This window comes from Psychrobacter sp. DWR1-2-3 (genome assembly GCF_049896465.1).
GTDB classification, from domain to species: Bacteria; Pseudomonadota; Gammaproteobacteria; order Pseudomonadales; family Moraxellaceae; genus Psychrobacter; species Psychrobacter maritimus.
Genome location: NZ_JAFCUJ010000002.1, coordinates 306,478 through 327,342, shown reverse-complemented (window position 1 = coordinate 327,342; position 20,865 = coordinate 306,478). Strand labels below are relative to the sequence as shown.

The 20,865-nt window shown below is 45.4% G+C and carries 16 protein-coding genes; 7 read left to right on the top strand and 9 right to left on the bottom strand.

The window, feature by feature from the left end; genetic code table 11:
- The 4 genes from ACP7AA_RS04575 (at window position 1) to cobA (ending at window position 7,964) form a co-directional block, all read left to right on the top strand.
- Window positions 1–2,052: a bifunctional protein-serine/threonine kinase/phosphatase gene (locus ACP7AA_RS04575; RefSeq protein ID WP_201618453.1), complete on the top strand. Its 2,052-nt coding sequence runs from the start codon at window positions 1–3 to the stop codon at window positions 2,050–2,052.
- A gap of 80 nt (window positions 2,053–2,132) precedes the next feature.
- On the top strand, window positions 2,133–3,563 hold the full coding sequence (locus tag ACP7AA_RS04570) for an NAD(P)/FAD-dependent oxidoreductase (protein ID WP_426222787.1): 1,431 nt from the start codon (window positions 2,133–2,135) through the stop codon (window positions 3,561–3,563).
- Window positions 3,560–6,925, top strand: a complete 3,366-nt coding sequence (locus ACP7AA_RS04565) for a molybdopterin-dependent oxidoreductase (RefSeq protein WP_426222786.1) — start codon at window positions 3,560–3,562, stop codon at window positions 6,923–6,925. Before ACP7AA_RS04570 ends, ACP7AA_RS04565 begins: the two co-directional genes overlap by 4 nt.
- Before the next feature lie 109 nt (window positions 6,926–7,034).
- A complete protein-coding gene (gene cobA, locus ACP7AA_RS04560; RefSeq protein ID WP_201618450.1) occupies window positions 7,035–7,964 on the top strand; it encodes a uroporphyrinogen-III C-methyltransferase in 930 nt (309 codons plus the stop codon).
- A 59-nt stretch (window positions 7,965–8,023) separates the two neighbouring features.
- Here the strand turns inward: cobA and ACP7AA_RS04555 are convergent, their stop codons facing one another.
- Window positions 8,024–8,908, bottom strand: a complete 885-nt coding sequence (locus tag ACP7AA_RS04555; protein WP_201618449.1) for a LysR family transcriptional regulator — start codon at window positions 8,906–8,908, stop codon at window positions 8,024–8,026.
- Window positions 8,909–9,079: 171 nt separating this feature from the next.
- Between ACP7AA_RS04555 and ACP7AA_RS04550 the strand changes: the two genes are divergently transcribed.
- Window positions 9,080–10,207 (top strand): alkene reductase, encoded by a 1,128-nt coding sequence (locus ACP7AA_RS04550; protein WP_201618676.1) that lies wholly within the window; start codon window positions 9,080–9,082, stop codon window positions 10,205–10,207.
- A gap of 147 nt (window positions 10,208–10,354) precedes the next feature.
- On the top strand, window positions 10,355–10,570 hold the full coding sequence (locus tag ACP7AA_RS04545) for a hypothetical protein (protein WP_193031187.1): 216 nt from the start codon (window positions 10,355–10,357) through the stop codon (window positions 10,568–10,570).
- 238 nt (window positions 10,571–10,808) lie between these two features.
- On the opposite strand, the gene ACP7AA_RS04540 is transcribed toward ACP7AA_RS04545, so the two are convergent.
- Window positions 10,809–11,282, bottom strand: a complete 474-nt coding sequence (locus ACP7AA_RS04540; protein WP_201628390.1) for a hypothetical protein — start codon at window positions 11,280–11,282, stop codon at window positions 10,809–10,811.
- A 248-nt stretch (window positions 11,283–11,530) separates the two neighbouring features.
- Here ACP7AA_RS04540 and ACP7AA_RS04535 point away from each other — a divergent pair, with 248 nt between their 5' ends.
- The gene (locus ACP7AA_RS04535) at window positions 11,531–12,205 is read left to right on the top strand and encodes a hypothetical protein (RefSeq protein WP_426222785.1); all 675 of its coding nucleotides are present in this window, start codon (window positions 11,531–11,533) and stop codon (window positions 12,203–12,205) included.
- 116 nt (window positions 12,206–12,321) lie between these two features.
- On the opposite strand, the gene ACP7AA_RS04530 is transcribed toward ACP7AA_RS04535, so the two are convergent.
- The 7 genes from ACP7AA_RS04530 to ACP7AA_RS04500 form a co-directional block, all read right to left on the bottom strand.
- On the bottom strand, window positions 12,322–13,065 hold the full coding sequence (locus ACP7AA_RS04530; RefSeq protein WP_426222784.1) for a zinc-dependent peptidase: 744 nt from the start codon (window positions 13,063–13,065) through the stop codon (window positions 12,322–12,324).
- A 97-nt stretch (window positions 13,066–13,162) separates the two neighbouring features.
- Window positions 13,163–13,396 carry a Fic family protein gene (locus tag ACP7AA_RS04525; protein ID WP_426222974.1) on the bottom strand — a complete coding sequence of 78 codons (234 nt, stop codon included), beginning with the start codon at window positions 13,394–13,396 and terminating at the stop codon, window positions 13,163–13,165.
- Window positions 13,324–14,220 (bottom strand): RhuM family protein, encoded by an 897-nt coding sequence (rhuM, locus tag ACP7AA_RS04520; protein ID WP_426222783.1) that lies wholly within the window; start codon window positions 14,218–14,220, stop codon window positions 13,324–13,326. Before rhuM ends, ACP7AA_RS04525 begins: the two co-directional genes overlap by 73 nt.
- Before the next feature lie 106 nt (window positions 14,221–14,326).
- Window positions 14,327–15,328: an AraC family transcriptional regulator gene (locus ACP7AA_RS04515; protein ID WP_426222782.1), complete on the bottom strand. Its 1,002-nt coding sequence runs from the start codon at window positions 15,326–15,328 to the stop codon at window positions 14,327–14,329.
- Between the two features lie 224 nt (window positions 15,329–15,552).
- Window positions 15,553–17,634, bottom strand: a complete 2,082-nt coding sequence (locus ACP7AA_RS04510) for a hydantoinase/oxoprolinase family protein (RefSeq protein ID WP_426222781.1) — start codon at window positions 17,632–17,634, stop codon at window positions 15,553–15,555.
- A gap of 40 nt (window positions 17,635–17,674) precedes the next feature.
- Complete coding sequence (locus ACP7AA_RS04505; RefSeq protein WP_298906779.1) at window positions 17,675–19,438, bottom strand: hydantoinase B/oxoprolinase family protein; 1,764 nt, start codon at window positions 19,436–19,438, stop codon at window positions 17,675–17,677.
- 363 nt (window positions 19,439–19,801) lie between these two features.
- On the bottom strand, window positions 19,802–20,752 hold the full coding sequence (locus tag ACP7AA_RS04500) for an EamA family transporter (protein WP_201625433.1): 951 nt from the start codon (window positions 20,750–20,752) through the stop codon (window positions 19,802–19,804).
- Window positions 20,753–20,865 lie beyond the last annotated feature (113 nt).

The window sequence follows — 20,865 nt, the reverse complement described above, 5'->3', positions numbered from 1 at the left end:
ATGCCAATGAATGAGGCACTGTGGTTGCTTGATTTTCATACCATGCAAGGGCGTAAGTCTGAAAATCAAGACAGCTTGCTGATAACAACCTGCTTGCCGTATGGACAGTTTACAGCAACCATCAACGGCGGTGTTCAGTGTCCTCATGCGCCTTTATTGGTTTTAATGGCTGATGGTGTCAGTGCCTGTCAGTTTCCCAAACAAGCCAGCCAATTGGTGGTCAACACTGTCACGCACCATCTTACCTTAGCACTTAAAAACGGGGCACTTAAAAATAAAGCAATTGAAGAGATGGTATTGGCAGAGAACCAATCGCAATCAGCAAACATAGACTTTGATGACAATCAAGTTGCCATTTTGATTCGTGAGGCGGTCAATAAAGCCAATGACGCCCTCTATTTCCCGCAAGTCTATGAGCGCGTGCCACCACTATTATCCACCTTATCAGGCCTGCTGTGTATTGGCGACCGTATCCATCTGTTTCATACAGGCGACTCGCGTATTTACCGTGTCGGTTTAGAGAGTATAAAAGTACTCAGTAAAGACCACCGCATTCACCATGGGCAAGATAAAGGCGCGCTATCTGCCGCTATTGGCGCGGATACGATGGTCGAGCTCCAGCAGTCAGTATTTACCTTGCATCAAAATGAATGCTTAGCACTGATGACAGATGGCGTCTATGAGTCTATTGCAGCGTCCGAGCTCCAGTTTGAGCTATGTTCAGCAGTAAAGGCGCTGTGTCAGCCGAGTCAGACGATAGATACGACGGATAATAGCTCGAATGACGGGGCAGTGAATAGTCTTAGCATCAGCCAAAGCATATGCGAGCAAGCGTTTAACGAGGGCAGTCATGACAATTTAAGTATGGTGATACTCGGTATGAATGCGCAAGCGCTCCATAAGCAAAAGACAGCCGATAGCGCTCATACTAAGAACAATAGTAATAATAAAAATGCTAGCCTGCATGATGCGATGTCTCACGACATCCATCGGTATCAGTTATTAACGGGCTTAGAAGTTGGGGCACGGATTGATGGTTTTATTGTCAAGCATATCATAGCTCGTACTGCTCGTAGCGAAGTATATCTAGTAGAGGATGAAAACCATCATCTATTTGCACTAAAGTCACCAAGCCTTAGTGCTATTACCGATGGTCATTATCTGCGCGAATTTTTAAAGGAGCGTAAAATTGGTTTGAGCTTATCTAAGCATAGACGGGCGGGCGAGCCTGCCTATAATCAAGCAGATCCTAATAACCTATATAGCGACAGCAGCCTTACAAGCATCAGCAGTATAAAACCCTATCTAGACGCAAGCTCAGCGCTTAGTGCTTCAGGGTTGCTACGCTATTACCCCATACCAGCCAGCAGTGCATACTTATACCATCTCACAGAATATATTGAAGGCGAAAGCCTAAGAGATTTTATAGATCGTCATGCGCCTTGTGATGTGTGGCAGACCTATGATTTGCTCATTAAGATTGGTATGGCAGTTCGGATGATGCATCGAAACTATCTATTGCATCAAGATATCAAGCCGGAAAACATCCTATTGACCACATCAGGCGCGGTCAAATTGATAGATTTTGGTTCAGCCAGCTCTTCCATACTTAAAGACAGTACGCGACCACCGAACGGTGATTTGCACTACGCTGCACCAGAATATTACACCGATGCACCAAAAGGTGTGCATTCTGATTTATTTTCCATAGCGGTGATTGGTTATGAGCTGCTAACAGGTGAGCTTCCATTTAGCTCGCAAGCGTTGATGCATTCACATCAAGCAAATCATACCTTAACGCTACCTACTCAATTATTACGTCAGTACCGTGTACCTGCTGCCAGCAAGCAAGCGCTAATGCGTGCGCTGCTTGCTAATACCCAAGCTCGCTATCAAGCGATTGGTGAGTTCTTGCAAGATTTTAACCCTGAGAATCATAATTATATTAGCGACCCTGAGCCGCTTATCATACGCAACCCATTACTGGTATGGCATAGCATTTGCTTTATTCAGTTTGTGGTCATTTTTTCGCTGTTGGCTTATTTCTTATAAGCGCAGGCTTTAAGCACAAAAGATACTCTGACACGCCATCTAATTAATGCTGCGCGTTGCGGCTAAGGGATTTTTTGCTCATGTCATCAGATAGATCAAAATTAACAATACAGACAATGTCTTATGCTTATTCAACTGCGGGTATTGTCATCATTGGTGCTGGCATGGCAGGCAGCCGTTTTGCCATTGAGCTGGCACGTGCCCAACAACAAAGTAAGTCGCCAAATAACCAAAGACCATTACCGATTACCCTTATCAGCAAAGAGCCAGAGGTCGGCTACAACCGCATTATGCTATCACCAGTGCTGGCAGGAGATAGCGCCTTTGAGGATACTTATTTATACCAGCAATCAGATTATGAACAGTTGGGTATTGTTGTCTTAGCAGGGATTGCAGTTACCGCTGTGGACACCAAGCAACAGTCTATTAAGCTTGATAATGGACAGACGCTGGTGTATGCCAAGCTGGTTATCGCTACAGGTTCGAGCGCTCGAGTCATTCCTTTTCCTAATTATGATGCGACAGGCGTGCATGTGTTCCGAGAGGTAGCTGATGTTAATGCTTTAATTGAATACGCGCGCCAAGGGAAAAAAGGTCTAGTAATTGGTGGCGGGGTGCTAGGGCTAGAGGCCGCCTGCGCGCTGGCTTCTCAAGGAGCAGATATGACGGTCATTCATGTAGACAGCTATGTTCTTAACAGGCAGCTTGATTTACCTGCTGCCCAGCTGTTGCAAGCTGAGCTGGCTCTTCGGGGCGTAGGTGTGAAGGTCTCTGCTATTACTGATTATATTGCGGTCAATGACCAGTATGAGGTTAAAGGCTTATCATTGAAGGATGGACGTACCTTGCCGGCAGATTTTATTGTGATGGCAGTCGGGGTGATGCCTAATATAGCACTGGCGAGAGACTGCGGTCTTGAGGTCAATCGCGGCATCATTGTGGATGATTGCATGCACACGAGTTGTCCGCATGTCTACGCAGTTGGCGAATGCGTAGAGTTGGATGGTGAGCTATTCGGTATGGTGGCACCTGTTAATCAGCAAGTGGATACCTTAGTCTCTGTGCTAAAAGACACTCGACTATCGGGCGACAGCTTAGGCTCTAAAGAGAACTGGCAGCCTTTTCGCAGTACACCGCTGTCTTTAAAGCTAAAAGTATCTGGCATCAGTACTTTTTCAGCAGGGCAAGTCGACTTTGATGACGAGGAAGCGGCAGCTATCGAAACCATCACCTATCAGCAGACCAGCATCAACCATTATCATTGCCTCTATCTTAGAAACAATAAACTGATCGGCGCTGTACTCTACGGTGAGGTCAATGAGGGCAGTTTCTATAGCCAGCTGATCAATAGCAATAGTGATATCGCGCCTATAAAAGCGGATTTAATATTTGGTGAGGCTTACTGTGATTTGGAGAAGGTAACGACAGATAGTGAGGCTAACGGAGACATGTATAACGATAGCGATCTGGATTTATTAAGCGCAGCAGACATAGTAGGAGCGGCGTCATGAGTGAAGTGATCTTGAGTAATAAACCGAATGCTAGTCAAGAATTAGAAAGTGGTATACGTCGATCTAATAACAAATCTGATGACATGGTCAATCCTTCAAAAACGGCTCTTATTGCCACTTATACTGAAGAAACGACGTCCACCATACGTACCACTTGTCCTTACTGCGGGGTAGGATGTGGCGTCTTAGCCAGTGTCGATGCGACAGGGGTAGTGAGCGTAAAAGGAGATCCTGAACATCCTGCTAACTTTGGTAAACTATGCTCAAAAGGCAGTGCGCTGGCACAAACTTTAGGCAGTGAGCGACGCTTAACTAAGCCTTACTATCAAAACAAGCAAGCGGTAATGCTACAGCATCGACCCATGCAATTGGTTAATGATTTTAACGCTATCGACATATCTGATGAGCCACTTACAAAGCCTACCGATTGGAATAACGTCTTAGATGATATTGCCACGCGCTTAAACGACACGATCGCCAAGCATGGTCGCGACAGTATCATGTTTTATGTCTCAGGACAGCTACTCACTGAGGATTATTACGTCGCCAATAAGTTTATCAAAGGCTTTATCGGTAATAATAATATTGATTCCAACTCACGCCTATGTATGTCTTCTGCAGTAGCAGGGCACAAACGTGCCTTTGACGCTGATTTGGTGCCTGGTAATTATGAGGACTTAGAGTCCTGCGATTTATTAGTGCTGGTGGGCTCAAACATGGCATGGTGCCATCCTATTTTGTTTGGACGTTTTTTGGCCGCCAAAAAAATTGATCCCAGTAAAAAGCTGATTGTCATTGATCCGCGTCGTACGGACTCCTGTGAGTTCGCAGATTTGCACTTACCAATAGCAGCGGGCACCGATACGCATTTATACAATGGGTTGTTGCACTATCTTAAGCAGCAAGGTTGTTGCGATAAGCGTTATCTCAGGCAATGTAATGATGTCGATCTCGCTTTGGAGGCTGCCAAGACGTGGAGCATCGACAAAGTCGCTCAAGCATGTAAAATCAGCGCTGACCTTATACGCCAGTTCTATGAGCTAGTTGCTGCCAATGACAAGACAGTGACCGCGTTTAGTATGGGCGTTAACCAATCAAAAAGTGGCACCGACAAGGTCAATGCCATTATCAATAGTCATCTGTACACCGGACGCGTAGGAAAAGTAGGCGCCAGTCCGTTTTCACTCACTGGTCAGCCAAACGCTATGGGTGGCCGTGAAGTCGGGGCGCTGGCTAATTTGCTGGCGGCACATTTAGATTTGAGTAATGGTATTCATCGTCAACTGGTGGCTGACTTTTGGCAGGCACCGCAGTCTATTGCGCCAGAGGTTGGCATCCAAGCTTGTGATGCTGCCGATGCTATCTTAGATGGGCGTATCAAAGCCATTTGGATTATGGCGACCAATCCAGTCGTGAGCTTACCTGAAGCGGATAAATTTCGCCGCGCATTAGCGGCTTGTGACTTGGTAATAGTCTCTGACTGCTCGGTAGACAGCGATACGGTGAAGTGCGCAGATATTGTATTACCAGCACAAGGTTGGGGCGAAAAGTCAGGCACAGTCACCAATTCTGAGCGGCGAATCTCAAGACAACGGGCATTGAAGCCTGCACTAGGACTCGCTAAGCCTGACTGGTGGATACTGTCTCAAGTGGCTACCCGCATGGGGCTAGCTGGGTTTGATTACCAGCATCCTAGCGAGATATTCAATGAGTATGTGGCATTGACCGCTTATAAAAACGATCCTAGCCAAGTGCCCTCTATTAGCAATCAACCGCGCTATCTGAATTTGGCCAAAGGTTTCTCAATATTATCCATAGGGTCAAAGCCAAATCGTCAATATGGACAGCAAAACACAGGCACGTGTCTATCAAGATTAAGCCCTGAGGCTTATGATGTGATGACTCCCTTTCAATGGGGCGACCAGCGAATCACGATGGCGCACTCAAACTTTATCGCTATTACACCCTCAGATAGTGCCAGCTTACCTAATAGGCATCAGCGTCGCTCAAGACCGAAAGCTAATGACAAAACAGAAAGCGATAATATAGCGAGCGATAATAGAAAAAAGGATGACAGGCGCGATAAGCTGCATAACGGTCACTCATCGACCGTGGATCTACGCCTTATTACCGGTAGATTGCGTGATCAGTGGCATACCATGACCCGCACAGGACTGGCGCCACAGCTCAATCAACATGAATCTGTGCCGACGCTGACTATCCATCCTAATGAAGCCAAACAACTCGGTGTTGAAAAGGGCGACTATGTGCAGCTACATCCTCGCTATGAGCAGATCCTGCCGAATAGTGAGGCGACAACTATTGATACTAATAATTTTAGTACAGATACAGATACAGATAATGAGAATATAGAGCAAACGGTTTTAGCGCAAATCGCCATCAGCGATAGTATGCGTGTTGGTGATGCATTTATGCCCATGCACTGGAGTAATGCCTTTGCTAGCTTTGCACGGGTAGGAACACTCATTCCGACTGTGGTCGATCCATATTCAGGGCAGCCTGAGCTAAAAAACTCAGCGATTCGCATGAGCGCCATGCCTATGCAGACACTTGGCAAGATTATGGTGCATCCTGATTTGCAGGACACCATATTAGTGCACTTGCGTGCGACGACTGCTCATTTTAAGAAGGAAGCAATAGCGGGTGAGTCGCAAACAGCGTCTACAAACTTTGAGTTAAATGGTGCAGGTTCGTCTCTCTCACTACCAGCGCTGACATGGAGTATCAGCAGGCAAGCCAATAGTGTGCTCATTACTCTTGCCAGCCCAGCCGAGCGCACAGCTAGGCAGTTGCTTGACCCTAAATTTTGGCAGCAGTTTATCGATGACTATCAAAAGTCTGTATCAGACAAGTGGTTGACTGGCAATGCCGACGATACTCTGACGGTTAATAGTGCTTTCACCTTGAGTAAACCAGAGAGGCAACTACGCTTTATCTCGACTCAGTCGGAGGTGAGGAACAAAGCATTAAATCATATATTGCCAAGTGATTCAGACTCCGCCGTACCTAGTGATCAGCTGCTATTAGCTATTTATTTTGCACCGAAAGTGATGTATTTGCCTAGTACACATTGGCTTGACAGCTGCTTTGCCAGTACCGCTGCCATACCAGTACAGCAGCGCTATAAATGGCTGCTGGCAGGTCGTCCAGCTACCGGCTATATCGATCCAGGTCCGTTGGTGTGCTCTTGCATGGCAGTCGGAGAAAACATCATTATCAATGCAATCACCAAGCAACAGTGCCATAGCGCACAATCAGTGGGCAAAGCGTGCCGTGCTGGTACCAATTGCGGCTCGTGTGTGGGTCAAATCAATGCGCTTATTGAGGAGTATGCATCATAGCTGTCTTATAACTTCTTTATAACCGCCTTATGAAATACAACCAACTGATCAATATGGCATAGGGCTTGCACCGTATATTGCACTAACAGCATCATTAGGAGTCACCGTCATGACGGATTCATCTGCCTTTATCGCAACACTACCTCCAAACGATTTATCTAATAAAAAGTGTGTCGTCAATGCGCTAAACACGCCATTAAACATAGCAGCTGCAAAAGTAGGCACTGTGCATTTAGTCGGTGCAGGCTCTGGTGATCCTGAGCTGCTCACACTAAAAGCTTTGCGAGTCATGCAGCGCGCTGATGTGGTGCTTTATGATAGTTTGGTCTCAGAGGATATCTTGGATATGTGCGAGCCGACAGCAGAGAAGATATTCGTCGGTAAACGCCGAGCCAATCATGCGCTGCCGCAAGAAGGCATCAATGAGCTGTTGGTCAAGCACGCGCTGGCAGGTAAAACAGTTGTAAGACTCAAATGCGGCGACCCTTTTATCTTTGGGCGCGGCGGCGAGGAGCTTCAAGAAGTGGTGCGCCATGGTATCTTTTTTGAATCTATCCCTGGTATTACTGCCGCCAGTGCCGCTGCTGGTAGTGCAGGTATTCCATTGACGCATCGCGACCATGCGCAGGCAGTGAAGTTTGTAACGGCATATAAGAAATCAGGAGCGCCAAATAATAACTATGACGAGCATTTAGATAGCACCCAAACGGTTGTTTTTTATATGGGACTGCATCAGCTAGATGAATTGACCGAAGGGTTGATAGCAGCGGGACGAGATAGCGCGACGCCTTTTGCGGTAATTAGCCATGCCAGCTTGCCCACGCAGCAACTGCTCATCGGCACGCTTGGTAGTATCGCTAAGCAGCAAGCTGAAGCGAAATTGCCAACCCCAGCATTACTGATTATGGGCGATGTGGTGACGCTATATCATGAATTTGCAGACTACAACCTTGGTGCATTTGGTAAGCGTGCAGTCTGCAATATTAAACAATCCATCACTGATCAACATCTTATACCTACTTTTGAGAGTGTTGCATAAAATATAGGGTTAGTCTAAATGCTCAATAAGACAAGTTCAAGATTGGCTAATCTTATCTATTATAAATTTCGTAATTGCTCAATTAACCAGCGATGTATACCACTGTCGCTGGTACGTGGATGCCATGCCGCGATTACCTTAAAGGTAGGCGGTAATGCTTCGATTTTAATCTCTTTGACTTTACTATTTGGTAATAGTCGCGCAGGATAAAAGGCAATCATGTCGGTGGTGTGTAGGATATCTGGCACGGCTGAAAAGCTAGGCACTGACATCACAATATGGCGTTTAAGCCCTTTCTCTGCAAACCATTGATCATGCGATCCGCGCAAATTGGCCCGCGAAGGCGATACCACCAGCTGCGGGTGGGCGGCAACTTGCGCCAGTGTGAATATCTCTGTTGCAAAGGTGTTTTTATAACCCGTCACACATAAATGCTGTTCTTCAAATAGCGTCACATACGATAAATTATCAGGGATAAACTCCGGAAAAGTAATCAGCAAATCAAGTTCACCTGCCGCAATCAGCTGATTGATATTGTCTGAGGCAAAATCTCTCACTATCAGCTTTAAATGAGGCGCTTCACGGCGTGTGATACTAAATAACTGCGGCAATAATGCCTGCGTCGCATAGTCGGTTACACTAATCGTAAAGACGCCTTTGTAGGTTTGCGGCGTAAACACTTCTGGCTCTAACAATACTTCCAACTGTTTTAATATCTCGTCAATCGGTTGCCGCATCGCTAGTGCTTTTGGTGTTGCCACCATGCTATTACCTTGACGAATAAACAAACGATCATCAAACAAATCCCGTAGCTTACGCAACTGCTCACTAATCGCTTGTTGCGTCAGTCCCATTTTGCGCGCAACTTGCGAGAGATTTTTTAGATCAAGTAGTGCCTGCAATACTCTAAGCTGCTTGATATCTAGCCGATTCATACCATTCATAACACTTACCATTAATAGTTGTACCCTAAACAAGAAAGGCTTGTTTCTAATTGTACCTATAAAACTCTATGCTAACCAACATTACTTAAGCAGCCCATTAAACCTAAAAATAGATTCAGTGGCTCACCGTTTGCTTTAAAAGAGAGTGTTATGAAACAAGCTATGCCAATTATGCCAAATACCAGCGCGTTATTTTCACCTGTACAACTTGGACCTTATACCCTTAAAAACCGTATCGTGATGCCGCCTTTGACGCGCTCTCGTAGCACGCAACCTGACAATATCCCTAATGATTTAATGGCAAGCTATTATGCACAGCGCGCCTCAGCAGGTTTTATGGTGACTGAAGGTACACAGATTGAGCCGCGTGGCCAAGGTTACGCATGGACGCCGGGTATTCATTCACCAGCACAAATTGAAGGCTGGAAAAAAGTCACGCAAGCAGTACATGCTAAAGGCAGTATTATTTTTGCGCAGCTGTGGCACGTTGGCCGCGTATCTCATACCAGCTTACAACCAAACCAAGCTCAGCCTATCGCTCCATCTGCCATTACTGCCACTAACGTCAAAGTATTTATTGAGACAGGTCCAGGCGAGGGCGCTTTAGCCGACCCAAGTGAGCCACAGGCACTGAGCACAGAAGAAGTGGGTGAGCTGGTCGCTATGTATGCACAAGCCGCGCGCAACGCACTAGAAGCAGGTTTTGATGGGGTAGAGCTACACTGTGCAAATGGTTATTTGGTAAATCAATTTATCTCTGAGCATAGCAATACACGTGATGATCAATATGGTGGTTCGTTGACCAATCGTCTGCGTTTTTTAAAAGAAGTGGTTGCTGCCGTCAGTGAGGTGGTTGGCGCTGATCGTTTAGGCGTACGTTTTGCGCCTTTATTTGCCAGTACAGATGAGACTCGTGTGTATCTAGGCTTAGTAGAAGCAGACCCTCATCATACCTATATTGAAGCGATTAAAGTACTTGAACAGGCGGGCATTGCTTACTTATCCATTGCAGAGGCTGATTGGGATAATGCGCCTGACTTGCCTGAGCCTTTTTATCAAGCCGTCAGAGCTGAGTTTTCAGGCCGTATTATTTATGCGGGTAAGTACACTGTGCAGAAGTCGGTCGATATATTATCTAAAGGTTATGGGGATTTATTTGCTTTTGGTCGTCCTTTTATTGCTAATCCCGATTTACCTGAACGTATAGCCAATCATTGGCCACTCAATGAGGCAGATCCTGCCACGATGTATGGTGGCACTGCCATTGGCTATAGTGATTATCCTCGCTATCAAGAATAGTCAAAAAAGTAGTGCATAAAACAAGGTCGATCACGGCCTTGTTTTCACCGCAGTAAGCGATGGGTATAAGCGGTACGATGACACTGTAAAAATGCACATAATTCTAAAGATATTTTATTTGTCAGTATTTATCAGTTGGTAGACGCAATGAATAAAAGTTTGAAAGACAGACTGATACGCATATTAGTAGGATATGTCGGACTTTATCCGACGCTCTTAATCGTATTAACGTTATTAAAGCCTGTGACTCATGGTCTAAGTCTGCCAGTGGTGGTATTGATTGAGACCATAATACTCGTGCCGTTGACGCAGATGGTGTCATTTCCACTAGCAGGCTGGCTCATTGAGCGCTTAAGAAGATAACAATCTAAAACCCATGCTATCAGTGACTCTAAAACAGCCTATTTAACATAATATACATTATGCGAAAACAAACTAACGGTCTTAAGGGTAAAGCAGATAATATTTTAGACACTGCATCTTAGACACTACGATTTGCGAATACTTCCGTTGATTTCTATTTGTGCTTATTCAAAAATATTTTTATCAGCATTTAAAATTAATATCAGTCTCGGCACACAATCAATATTTCAGGTTTCAGTTAACGACAAGCGTTTTGCAAATGCTCTCGTAAAGATGAGCCGTCCTCATCTAAGATAACGTCTGCCACTTGGCAGGTAGAATCATCACAGGACAATTCATAATACACATCATTGCCTTGCGCCAAGCTGACTTGAACCAATCCTTGCGTGGTCACTGAAAACTTTTTCTCTTGTCCATAGTCAGGATCTTGGGAGCTCCACAACACGTCATAACCAATATGACATGACGTTTGCTCTCTAGCAAAGTAATCTTGCTCAAGCCGCATGGCTGCCTGTAGCTCTTGGTTGCCATATTGTTGTAATACCACCGGATAATCTTGACCCTGATTATTCACATCTTGCTGGTACATATCAGCGATGGTCGTGACTTTCATGGCGAAAGCCGTCTGTAAGGCCTCTGTTAGATTGGCGGTCGCAGAAATAGCAGAAAACCCTAGGAATAGCATCATTATAGAAAATAGTGTCTTCTGCATGGCGTCCTCCATCTGCTATCACATATTTAGTAGTATATTCATTAAAACATATATAAACTACCACTTTACTGCACAATTGTGTTGGTAAGGTTTATCGGACAAAAACCTTGTTTACACAGCACCATTATTAACTTTGAGCAGTTATGAGTACTATTGATGAGCAAAACCTCATTTAACTCAGTACTTATTTAGGTCTCAGGTCCAATGCCGCTATTATAATTTTAATAAGCTACGATAAGGATATTCTTATGATGCCGTCATCTCGTTCTAATATTTTTCAGTCAGGTTTTTATAAATTAACGACTGCTGCATGCTTTGTCTCCATACTTGTTGCGACTGGCTGCTCATCTTCTGCTGAATCCAATGTCAAAATACCCAGTCAGCAAAACGGTAATACCTCAGCGCCTATCGTCTCTGATGCCAGCCAGCAAACACTTAGACAACAAGCATTACGTATTCAGCGTGCCCTAGCGAATGACGACTTTGCGCGCATCACCAATGATATCCATCCGACGCGCGGCGTGCGTTTTTCCATGTATGCCTATGTGCGCCCTGAGACCGATAAAGTCTTTAGCCGTGAGCAATTCGCGCAGTACTTACAACAAGCCAAAATCCGCTTTACTTGGGGTGAACGTGATGGGTCTGGTGAGCCGTTAGTGATTCCGCTGCCAGAATACTTGGAAACGTGGGTCGATGGCGATACCTATAACAATGCCAGTATCAGCGTTAATGAGTTTAAGCACAGTGGTAATATGATTAATAATTTAAAAGAAATTTATCCCAATTCCGAGTTTGTTGAGTTTTATCACAAAGGCTCAGAACAATACTCTGGTATGGATTGGCGTATCCTGCGCTTGGTGTTTGATGAGTACCAAGGCAAACGCTATTTGGTCGCTATCGTCAATGAGCAATGGACGGTTTAAATATTTTTATCTGCAAAAACAGATATTTACACCTATAAAAGATAATAAGAGGCAGTGTGATTAAATCAATACACTGCCCTTTTTATTTGCTTTTATTGCTATATATTCACTTTTGATTAGAGCGGCGTTTGGCGAAAAAACTTCACCATTATGTCGTAAATATCAGGATAAGCCTCAATCAGCTTTTGCGGCGTTTCAAAAAACACCTCACTGAGTACCGCAAAAAACTCCGCAGGATTGGTCGCGCCATAACGGTCGAGACCTGATTTGTGATGGCTTTGAAAATCCTCAAAATCTCGCGTCATAATCTCAGTCCAGCGCGCCGGATCCATATCCGGGTGCAGCGGCGGAAAGCCATTGGCACGACCATTTAGCATATCAAGCTTATGCACAAACTCATGAATGACGACGTTATGACCATCGCGCTCGCCTGAGTGTTTGGCATCCTTCCACGACAGAATAACAGGACCACGCAGCCATGCTTCGCCGCTACGGTGCTGACTGCCCTCATGGACAACCCCCAATTCATCGACAATGGTGGTTTCGCTTTTATAAGAACCCGGATAAATAATAATGGCTGACCAGCCAGCGTACCACTCAAGGTTTAGGTTTAAAATAGGCAGGCAAGCTTGTAAGGCGATAGATTGCTTGACCGCGTCGGTAATCTCGAAACCTTGTGCGCCAGTAATCGACTTATCCGCCAAAAATAACGTCGCCAGCTCAAACAGACGTATTAGCTCATCCTCGTCTAGCCTATCAAGTATCACAATACGCTTAGCCGCTTGCAGCCAGTCAGCATGGGTAAACTCGCTGTTGTCTAAGATACGATGCTCGCGCCAGTCTTTTATCATGCTAAACATAGTGAGTTTCCTTTAATTTTGTCGTTAGACTGAGCTTTTTATTATTAGCGTTATGTGTTTTTAAGTGGTTAAATGGTGCTGACAATAAACCTGTTTATCAAGACTCTAAGGACAGCATATTCATAATCAATTTAATCAAGGTTTCTTTTTGGTTGGGGTCAGACTCGGCAACCAATAAGGTTAATGCGGCAAGGCCTGTGTTATTGATGACCATATCACCTTTATCATTGAGCAGTCGATTATTCCGATGCAGAAAATCTACAAACAAAAAAGCGCCGCTGCGTTTATTGCCATCGGTAAAAGGATGATTTTTGACCATAAAGTACAGCAGATGCGCCGCTTTACTCTCGATGGTCGGGTATGCAAAGGATGATTTTTGACCATAAAGTACAGCAGATGCGCCGCTTTACTCTCGATGGTCGGGTATGCAGGCGCGCCAAACACCGTCTGCTCTAAATTACCCAGCACACTGTCCAAGCCATCACCGCGAGGCTTGGCAAATAGCTCAGTCGCCTCACCTCTATCTATCAGCTGTGCTTTCAAATCCGTCAGCGCTGCCATTGCCTCAGTTGGACTGGGTAAGATACCGCCCTCTTGCCCTGCGGGATCGTCAAGCAAGCCTTCATCATAGCGCTGTAACCATAAGAATGTCTGTGTATAACGGCTGATAATCTCAACCAAGCCGCGACCTTCATCGGTTTTCAGCTCGGGACTTTGCGCGGTTTTTCGAATTAAATTTAACGCTTGTTGTAGCTCGCTTGAATTTTTATCAAAGCGCTCTTGATTGAGCGTGTAGCCTTGGACCAAGTATTCACGTAAGCGCTGCGTTGCCCAGCGTCTAAACTGCACACCTTGAGGAGACTTGATGCGATAGCCCACTGAGATAACCACATCTAAGTCATAAAACGTCACAGGGCGATCAGAATTTGCAATATGCATTTTTTGCATATTGCTTTTTTCAGCAATTTCTTCATCGTTTATAGCATTGGCAATATGACGCGAAATCACTGATTGGTCACGACCAAACAGCTCAGACATTTGTGCTTGCGTAAGCCAGACAGTCTCTTGCTCAAAGCGAACGTCTACCTGTGCCTTTCCATCAGCGCTTTCATATATCTCTACTTTTGCCACGTCATCATTCATAACGTTAATCATCTCAGCTCTCCCCCAATCCTAATCCCAATATAAATGCTTACGCTGTGCTTATTATTCTTAATAGGCAAATCATACAGCGACTGCATGACAGAGTACATAACAATGACTATTCCGTGCCTGTGCTTGGCGTATCTCGCGGCGTATAACCGAAATGCTGCTTATAAATACGAGCAAAGTAACCTTGGTCGCTATATCCGACTCTATGCGCCACTTCATCGATGGTCACATAACTTTTGGTTTTTAAAATATGATTGGCTTGCTTTAAGCGCAGTTCTTTTACCCATTCCGAAAAACTATAGGGCAACTCAGCAAATAGCTTATGCAAGTATCTGACTGATATATGACAAGCAGCAGCGACCATCGCTGGGGTTAAAGTAGAGCTTTCTAGGTGCAGATGGACGTAATGCTCGATGCGCTTTAGGTGTACCGACTGTATGGACGAGCTGCTACTCATCACCACCTCTTTCGGGGCGCTCAATGCCAATATAATAAGGTTAAGCAGCTGCTGCTCTAGGATTTTAATCTCTAAAGCCGCCAATCTATGTTGTTGAATCAGCTCTAATATCTGTCTGATTTGAAAAACCAGCAACCTGCCAGCCCCTTCATCAATAGACAGGCTACGGGCAAACTGCCGCTCTATGGTGCCCATTTGCGGGCTTAATAGCGCTAATGGCACCTTAATCACATATAACGATACTTGCTGCAGATGATAAAACTCATAAGGTAAGTTTGATAATTCAATAAAAAACTGACCCGGGTTTGAGATTAATTGGCGGTTTTTTTGCGCAAAACGGACGCTACCGGTCACAGGAAAGGTGATTAAAATACTGTCGTCGCTACGGTTATTACTATTGCCGTGACTAGACTGATTGCTTGCTAAGCTGCGCTTATAATGGACGGTATTGGCATGATAATGCGATACCCCAATATCCAAAAGCTTGGCGTGTTGCAAGTAACCAGAAAACTGACTTGGCTGGCGAAAGCTGACATTGAGATCAAAATAGGTGTCATTGATGGTGCGCTTCCAATCAAACGCGTCTAATGTTTGTGCCGTGCTTATAGGAGGCGTTGAAGGTAACCATAAGGAAGGGGTTAATTTTGCATTCATCCTTGAATACTCTGTGTGTAAAAATAGCTATCACAAAATTGATAGGCATTTAGGTATCATGCCAGCTAATAAAATGTCGTTCTCCTTTATATCATACCTGTATGACGACTGGATTTCTAAATATGATGCGTACTAAATACGATATCAAAAACAAACATCAGGCATTAAACGAGGTTTAATGCCTGATGGGAAAACTATAAAGCGATAACGCTGAAAACAGCAAGCTAAGCGGCTTTGGTTAGCTTATAAGTGCCCGTCTCATGCAATTCTGCTTGCCAGCCTTTTTTAATCACAATCGTGGTGGTTGGCTCTTGAATAAGCGCCGGTCCTGCAATCAGCGCCCCTGCCCCAAACTCTTCACCATTATAAATAGGCGTATCAATCCATTCGTATTCTTGATCCATGATCATCTCACGGCTGCCAACTTGCGCCTGACTGATATCGCCTTGTTGCTTAGCAAGCTCTGGTAGCTTGGGCTTACTGATTTTACCGATGACAGCGACTTCGATATTGACCAGCTCGACCTTATTGTCACGCTCATCATAAGTATAGAGCTCTTTATGACGATGATGAAAGGCTTCCAAAATCGTTTGCACGCTATCGGCATCAAGCTTGCCATTAGGTATCAGTACATTACACTCATGCACCTGCCCGACGTAGCGCATCTCCATGGTGCGCTCGATGATGATATCATCTTCTGCAAAGCCATCTTCTAGCAGCTTTTGCACGCCCAAGCTTTCTAGCTCATGTAAGGTGGCATTGAGTGACTGTAGCTCTGAATCTGGCGCAATAATCATCATCTGCGTGGCCAGATAATTATATTTAATATCAGAGATGATTTGACCAAAGGCGCAGAGACAAGAGGCAATCTTTGGTATCAAAATAGTGCCAATACCCATCTCTTCTGCCAAGTCGACAATATGCATGCCAGCAGCGCCGCCTGCACAGATAAGCGCAAAGTCGCGAGGGTCATAGCCTTTTTCAATGGTAATACGGCGAATACCGTTTGCCATGTTTTGATTAACGATGGCACTGATACCAAAGGCTGCATGTGCCAAGTCAATTTTTAATGGATCGGCGATATGTTTTTGTACCGCTTGCAGCGCTTTGTCTTTATCCAAAGTCACGCAGCCGCCTAGCACGGCATCCGGCTCAAGATAGCCTAAAACCAGATTGGCATCGGTCACCGTTGGCAACTCACCGCCTTTACCATAAGAGGCAGGACCTGGGGTCGCACCAGCACTTTGTGGACCGACCTCGAGCATACCAAAATTATTTACATGACCAATAGAGCCGCCACCTGCGCCCAGCGTTTCGACATGAATCATCGGCACGCCAATACGATTGCGTAAAAAATCAATATCACGGTTTAGGCTGGTTCGACCAGATTTGGCCATCGTGATATCAAAAGACGTCCCGCCCATATCAACGGTGATAATGTTATCAATGCCAAAGGCGCTGGCAATATACAGTCCTGCTTGCGGTGCTGATGCGGGTCCTGAATTGATGGCATTAACCGCGCGTTCGCGCATGATGTTACCGACCGCAAGCCCGCCATTCGACTGAAAGTAACGGACCGGCTGCTCAGCGCCGAGTGCCTTAAAGTAATCATCAATCTTATGTACATAAGACGCCATAACCGGGCTTAAATAGGCATTAACCAGTGTCGTTGAGGTACGCGTATATTCCTTAATCTGCGGATATACTTCACTACCGCAGCAGACAAACACCCCCGGCATATGCTGCTCAATCAACTCTTTGGCACGTTGTTCGTGCTCGGTATTACGGATAGACCACACAAAAGAGATGGCAACCGCTTGCACGTCTTGCTGTTTTAACACTTCAATCGCATCGAGGATATCTTGCTCATTTAACGGCTCGTGTTCGCTGCCGTCTGCCAAGATACGACCACGGATAGGAAAGCGGCGGTCACGCGTGGCAATCTGCGGCGCTGGCGGGTAACTGGCATCGTAGCGGTGCCCTTCTTCTTTGTGCCCTAAGCGTATCTCGATACTGTCTTCATGCCCTTTGGTACATAGCAAGCCTACTTTCACACCTGTCATCTGAATCAGCGCATTTAGGGCGACTGTCGTACCATTAATACACAAGTCACAGGCTTGAATGATGTCCTCGATAGGACGGTTAAATTTGTTGGCAATTTGCTGGAGACCATTGGCAATGGCTAGGGTGCCATCCTCTGGGGTTGATGGTGCTTTAAACAGATGAATATCACCGGTTTTTTCTGCCAAGACAAAATCTGTAAAAGTCCCGCCAGCATCAACGCCAATACGAAAATCGTTGTTCATAAGTCATCCTTAACTCAATCATGAAAGTTCAATGTGTGTTTTATGCGGTTATCTGGCGGCGTAAGTACTCAGTTTCGGCTTCATTGAGCGCCAGAGTTTCTGGGTCAAGTACCACGCCGTATTCAATCTTTGCCGCAGCAATTGAGATAATTCTTTCTTTTACATCCTTGATGACCGCTTGAATATCGCGATCAAATGAGCTGCCGTAGCCGCCGCCACCCGGATTGATATTGCGCGCGCGTTCACCCGGCGTGATTTCCGTAACAGTGTTTTTTCTATATAAGTCCGTTTGCCCGTCTTTATGTAGTATCTCTAGACGCCCAACTTTGAGCTCAGGTGAGATTTGTTCCGCGCCGCCGGCGCCCATAGTAGGATGCTGGCGACCTTCGCCAAAGGCAATAACCGTCATAGTATGGTCTAATGGCTCAACTTCCCAAACCGTACCACAACCGCCGCGGTACTCGCCTGCGCCGCCACTGTCTTCTGCCAAGCCATATTTATGGATTAAAATAGGATACTGGTATTCCAACAGCTCGATATCTCCTGAGCTTAGCGCGCCAAAGCAGCTCAATGGCCCACAAGCATGCCAGCCATCCATCTGCTGGGTGGCGCCGGCACCCGAGATAATCGATGCTAATATCATGGTGACGTATTGCTCACCAGTTTTTGGGTCAATCCCAGCAATATTAATCCCTGATGAATGCCCCCAAGAGGCGGTAACACGCTCAGGTGCCGCTGCTTCAAATGCCATACGTACCGCATCGGTTAAGGTTTCCATCGGCGTGGTCGTACAGTTGACGTGCGGCGCCGGTTCTTTGGCATTACATAAAGTGCCATGCTCACCCAAATCAACGGTCACACAGCGGTATAAGCCTTCGTTATACGGCGGCTCTACTTGGGCAAACATCATTAGCCCAAGCAATACTCCTGACATCGAGTTACCAGCATAAGAGTTGATAAAATAAGGGACTTGCGGCGGACTGGTGATTTTAATATGTACATCACTGTCTTTGATGACAATGTCGGCGCTGATGGTCATATCACCCAAGCCATGACCTGAGTCTTCTAATACCGCCTCGCCATGATAATCGCCATCTGGGATAGACGAGATTAACGAGCGCATATGATGGTCAGCCATGCTCTTTAGCTCTTCAATCGCTCCACGTACCGTCTCAATGCCATATTTGTCTAGCAGCGCAATCATATTACGCTCACCGACGGCACACGCGCCGTACTGAGCATTGAGATCGCCTTCTTGATTACGGCGTGAACGCATATTACTGTGTATGAGGTTAATCACATCACGACGTCTGACGCCTTTTTCCCAAATCTTAATAGGCGGAATGCGTAAGCCTTCGGCATATATCTCTTTGGCGTCAGGGTTATAGCCGGCTGGCACAGGGCCACCGATATCAGTGACATGACCTTTACAGACCGTCCAAAAGACTAACTCACCTTTATAAAACACCGGCTTATACATACAGCAATCTAGGATATGGCTGCCCATCATCACAGGGTCGTTATGATAAATGACATCGCCTTCATGAATGTCATCACCATAATATTCGGCGACGGCTTTCATGGCTGGCATGAGTGAGCCTAAATGAATGGGAATGTCTTGCCCTTGCAAAATCATCTCAGGCAGATGATCAAACAGCGCATTACTATAGTCATGAGCTAAGTTAAAGACACTCGAACGGGCGGTTTTTTCTAAGGTGGTTGTCATCTCACGCTGCGCCGTTTCTAGGGCGCCACGTACGACAGACAAGGTAATGGGATCTATAGAGGGGTGAGCGTTGCTCATGAAAGACTCCTTGTCGAGAAATTTGGGTCGGAAACAGCGCGTTTATATAGGCGAAATAAAAGAATATATCGGTCTATATGACCATTTATCCTTACCCTTCAGCGCGCGCTTTATCTGGCTTATCATCTATCCTAATGATCAAGCTTTTTCACTATAGCGAGGTTTTGGCAAAATAGATTGACTGTGCGTGCAGAGTTTTTGACTGTGAGTGTACAGCTGTAGCTATAAGCAGCCTGTTTTCATCTTTATCATAGTGGGATATAAAGCGTTCAGAATAAAAAAAGGAGCAATGCTTCATATGTGATGCACTGCTCTTTTTGCCTATTCTTACTAACCCTATAGGAAGCTATAAGTTATTTACTACTATGCGTGCGCAGACTTCCTGCCTAGGCCCATCTTCACATTAGCCAAAATCAGTCCAGATAAGATGAGCACCATTGCTAGCATCTTCCACCATGTAACCACTTCTCCTATGAGCAGCACTGAAGTCGCCATACCGAATACGGGCACCAGTAAGGCAAATGGCACAACCTTAGAAGCGATATTTTTACTAAGCAAATGCGCCCACAATCCAAAGCCGATCAGGGTTGAGACATAGACGATAAATCCAAGCGATAACCAAGACTTGAAGGACGCCTGCGTAAATGTTGCGAGCGTCCATGCCTCATTTTCAAATAGTAGAGAGGATAAAGTCAAAACTACACAAGCAATCAGACCGCCCCATACCACTAGTGATAACGCAGATAGTGCCGATGTTCTATTTGAAGCTTTGTTGTTGCTATTAACAGGCGAGGCATTAGAAAAATTACTAGCGCTTTGCTGCGTTGAGGCCTGTTTTGAAGCAATATTGCCAAAGCTCCAACCTATGGCTGCAATCAAGATACAGATAAAGCCAACCAAGGGCATATCACCGCCGAGATTTAGCGCAATTACACCAAGCCCTAGCACACCAACTAACATACCCATAATCTGCATACGACTCACAGGCTCACCTAATATGACATACGCCAGCAAGACGGTAATAAAAATTTGAACTTGCAATAATAGCGCCGTTAATCCTGCTGAAGCTCCTAAATGCATGGCGGTAAATACAAAAGCATACTGCATGACAAAGGTGCCGATGGCATAAATAAATAACGCACAGTTGAATTTGGGCGGTTTAAGGAACAGCACCAACGGCACGGCAGTAAAGAAAAAACGTAGCGCAGTGAGCATCAGTGGCGGAAAGCTTTCGAGCGCCCATGCAATAAAGGTAAAGTTTACACCCCAAATAAAGGCAACCAATACAGCTAGAGCGATGTGTAGAAGGGTCATAGGCTTATCCTAGAATAGCTATTATTAGTTCTGAGTTGTTATTAATGTTTGAATCTTAACAATCAACTATAGTTTAAATGCCCATAACAGACCCGATACAGTTTTACGAATGG

Excerpts from the sequence above, each read along its gene's own strand:
- ACP7AA_RS04575 (WP_201618453.1), top strand. The coding sequence starts at position 1 with ATGCCAATGAATGAGGCACTGTGGTTGCTTGATTTTCATACCATGCAA.
- ACP7AA_RS04570 (WP_426222787.1), top strand. The coding sequence starts at position 2,133 with ATGTCATCAGATAGATCAAAATTAACAATACAGACAATGTCTTATGCT.
- ACP7AA_RS04565 (WP_426222786.1), top strand. The coding sequence starts at position 3,560 with ATGAGTGAAGTGATCTTGAGTAATAAACCGAATGCTAGTCAAGAATTA.
- cobA (WP_201618450.1), top strand. The coding sequence starts at position 7,035 with ATGACGGATTCATCTGCCTTTATCGCAACACTACCTCCAAACGATTTA.
- ACP7AA_RS04555 (WP_201618449.1), bottom strand. The coding sequence starts at position 8,908 with ATGAATGGTATGAATCGGCTAGATATCAAGCAGCTTAGAGTATTGCAG.
- ACP7AA_RS04550 (WP_201618676.1), top strand. The coding sequence starts at position 9,080 with ATGCCAAATACCAGCGCGTTATTTTCACCTGTACAACTTGGACCTTAT.
- ACP7AA_RS04545 (WP_193031187.1), top strand. The coding sequence starts at position 10,355 with ATGAATAAAAGTTTGAAAGACAGACTGATACGCATATTAGTAGGATAT.
- ACP7AA_RS04540 (WP_201628390.1), bottom strand. The coding sequence starts at position 11,282 with ATGCAGAAGACACTATTTTCTATAATGATGCTATTCCTAGGGTTTTCT.
- ACP7AA_RS04535 (WP_426222785.1), top strand. The coding sequence starts at position 11,531 with ATGATGCCGTCATCTCGTTCTAATATTTTTCAGTCAGGTTTTTATAAA.
- ACP7AA_RS04530 (WP_426222784.1), bottom strand. The coding sequence starts at position 13,065 with ATGTTTAGCATGATAAAAGACTGGCGCGAGCATCGTATCTTAGACAAC.
- rhuM (WP_426222783.1), bottom strand. The coding sequence starts at position 14,220 with ATGATTAACGTTATGAATGATGACGTGGCAAAAGTAGAGATATATGAA.
- ACP7AA_RS04515 (WP_426222782.1), bottom strand. The coding sequence starts at position 15,328 with ATGAATGCAAAATTAACCCCTTCCTTATGGTTACCTTCAACGCCTCCT.
- ACP7AA_RS04510 (WP_426222781.1), bottom strand. The coding sequence starts at position 17,634 with ATGAACAACGATTTTCGTATTGGCGTTGATGCTGGCGGGACTTTTACA.
- ACP7AA_RS04505 (WP_298906779.1), bottom strand. The coding sequence starts at position 19,438 with ATGAGCAACGCTCACCCCTCTATAGATCCCATTACCTTGTCTGTCGTA.
- ACP7AA_RS04500 (WP_201625433.1), bottom strand. The coding sequence starts at position 20,752 with ATGACCCTTCTACACATCGCTCTAGCTGTATTGGTTGCCTTTATTTGG.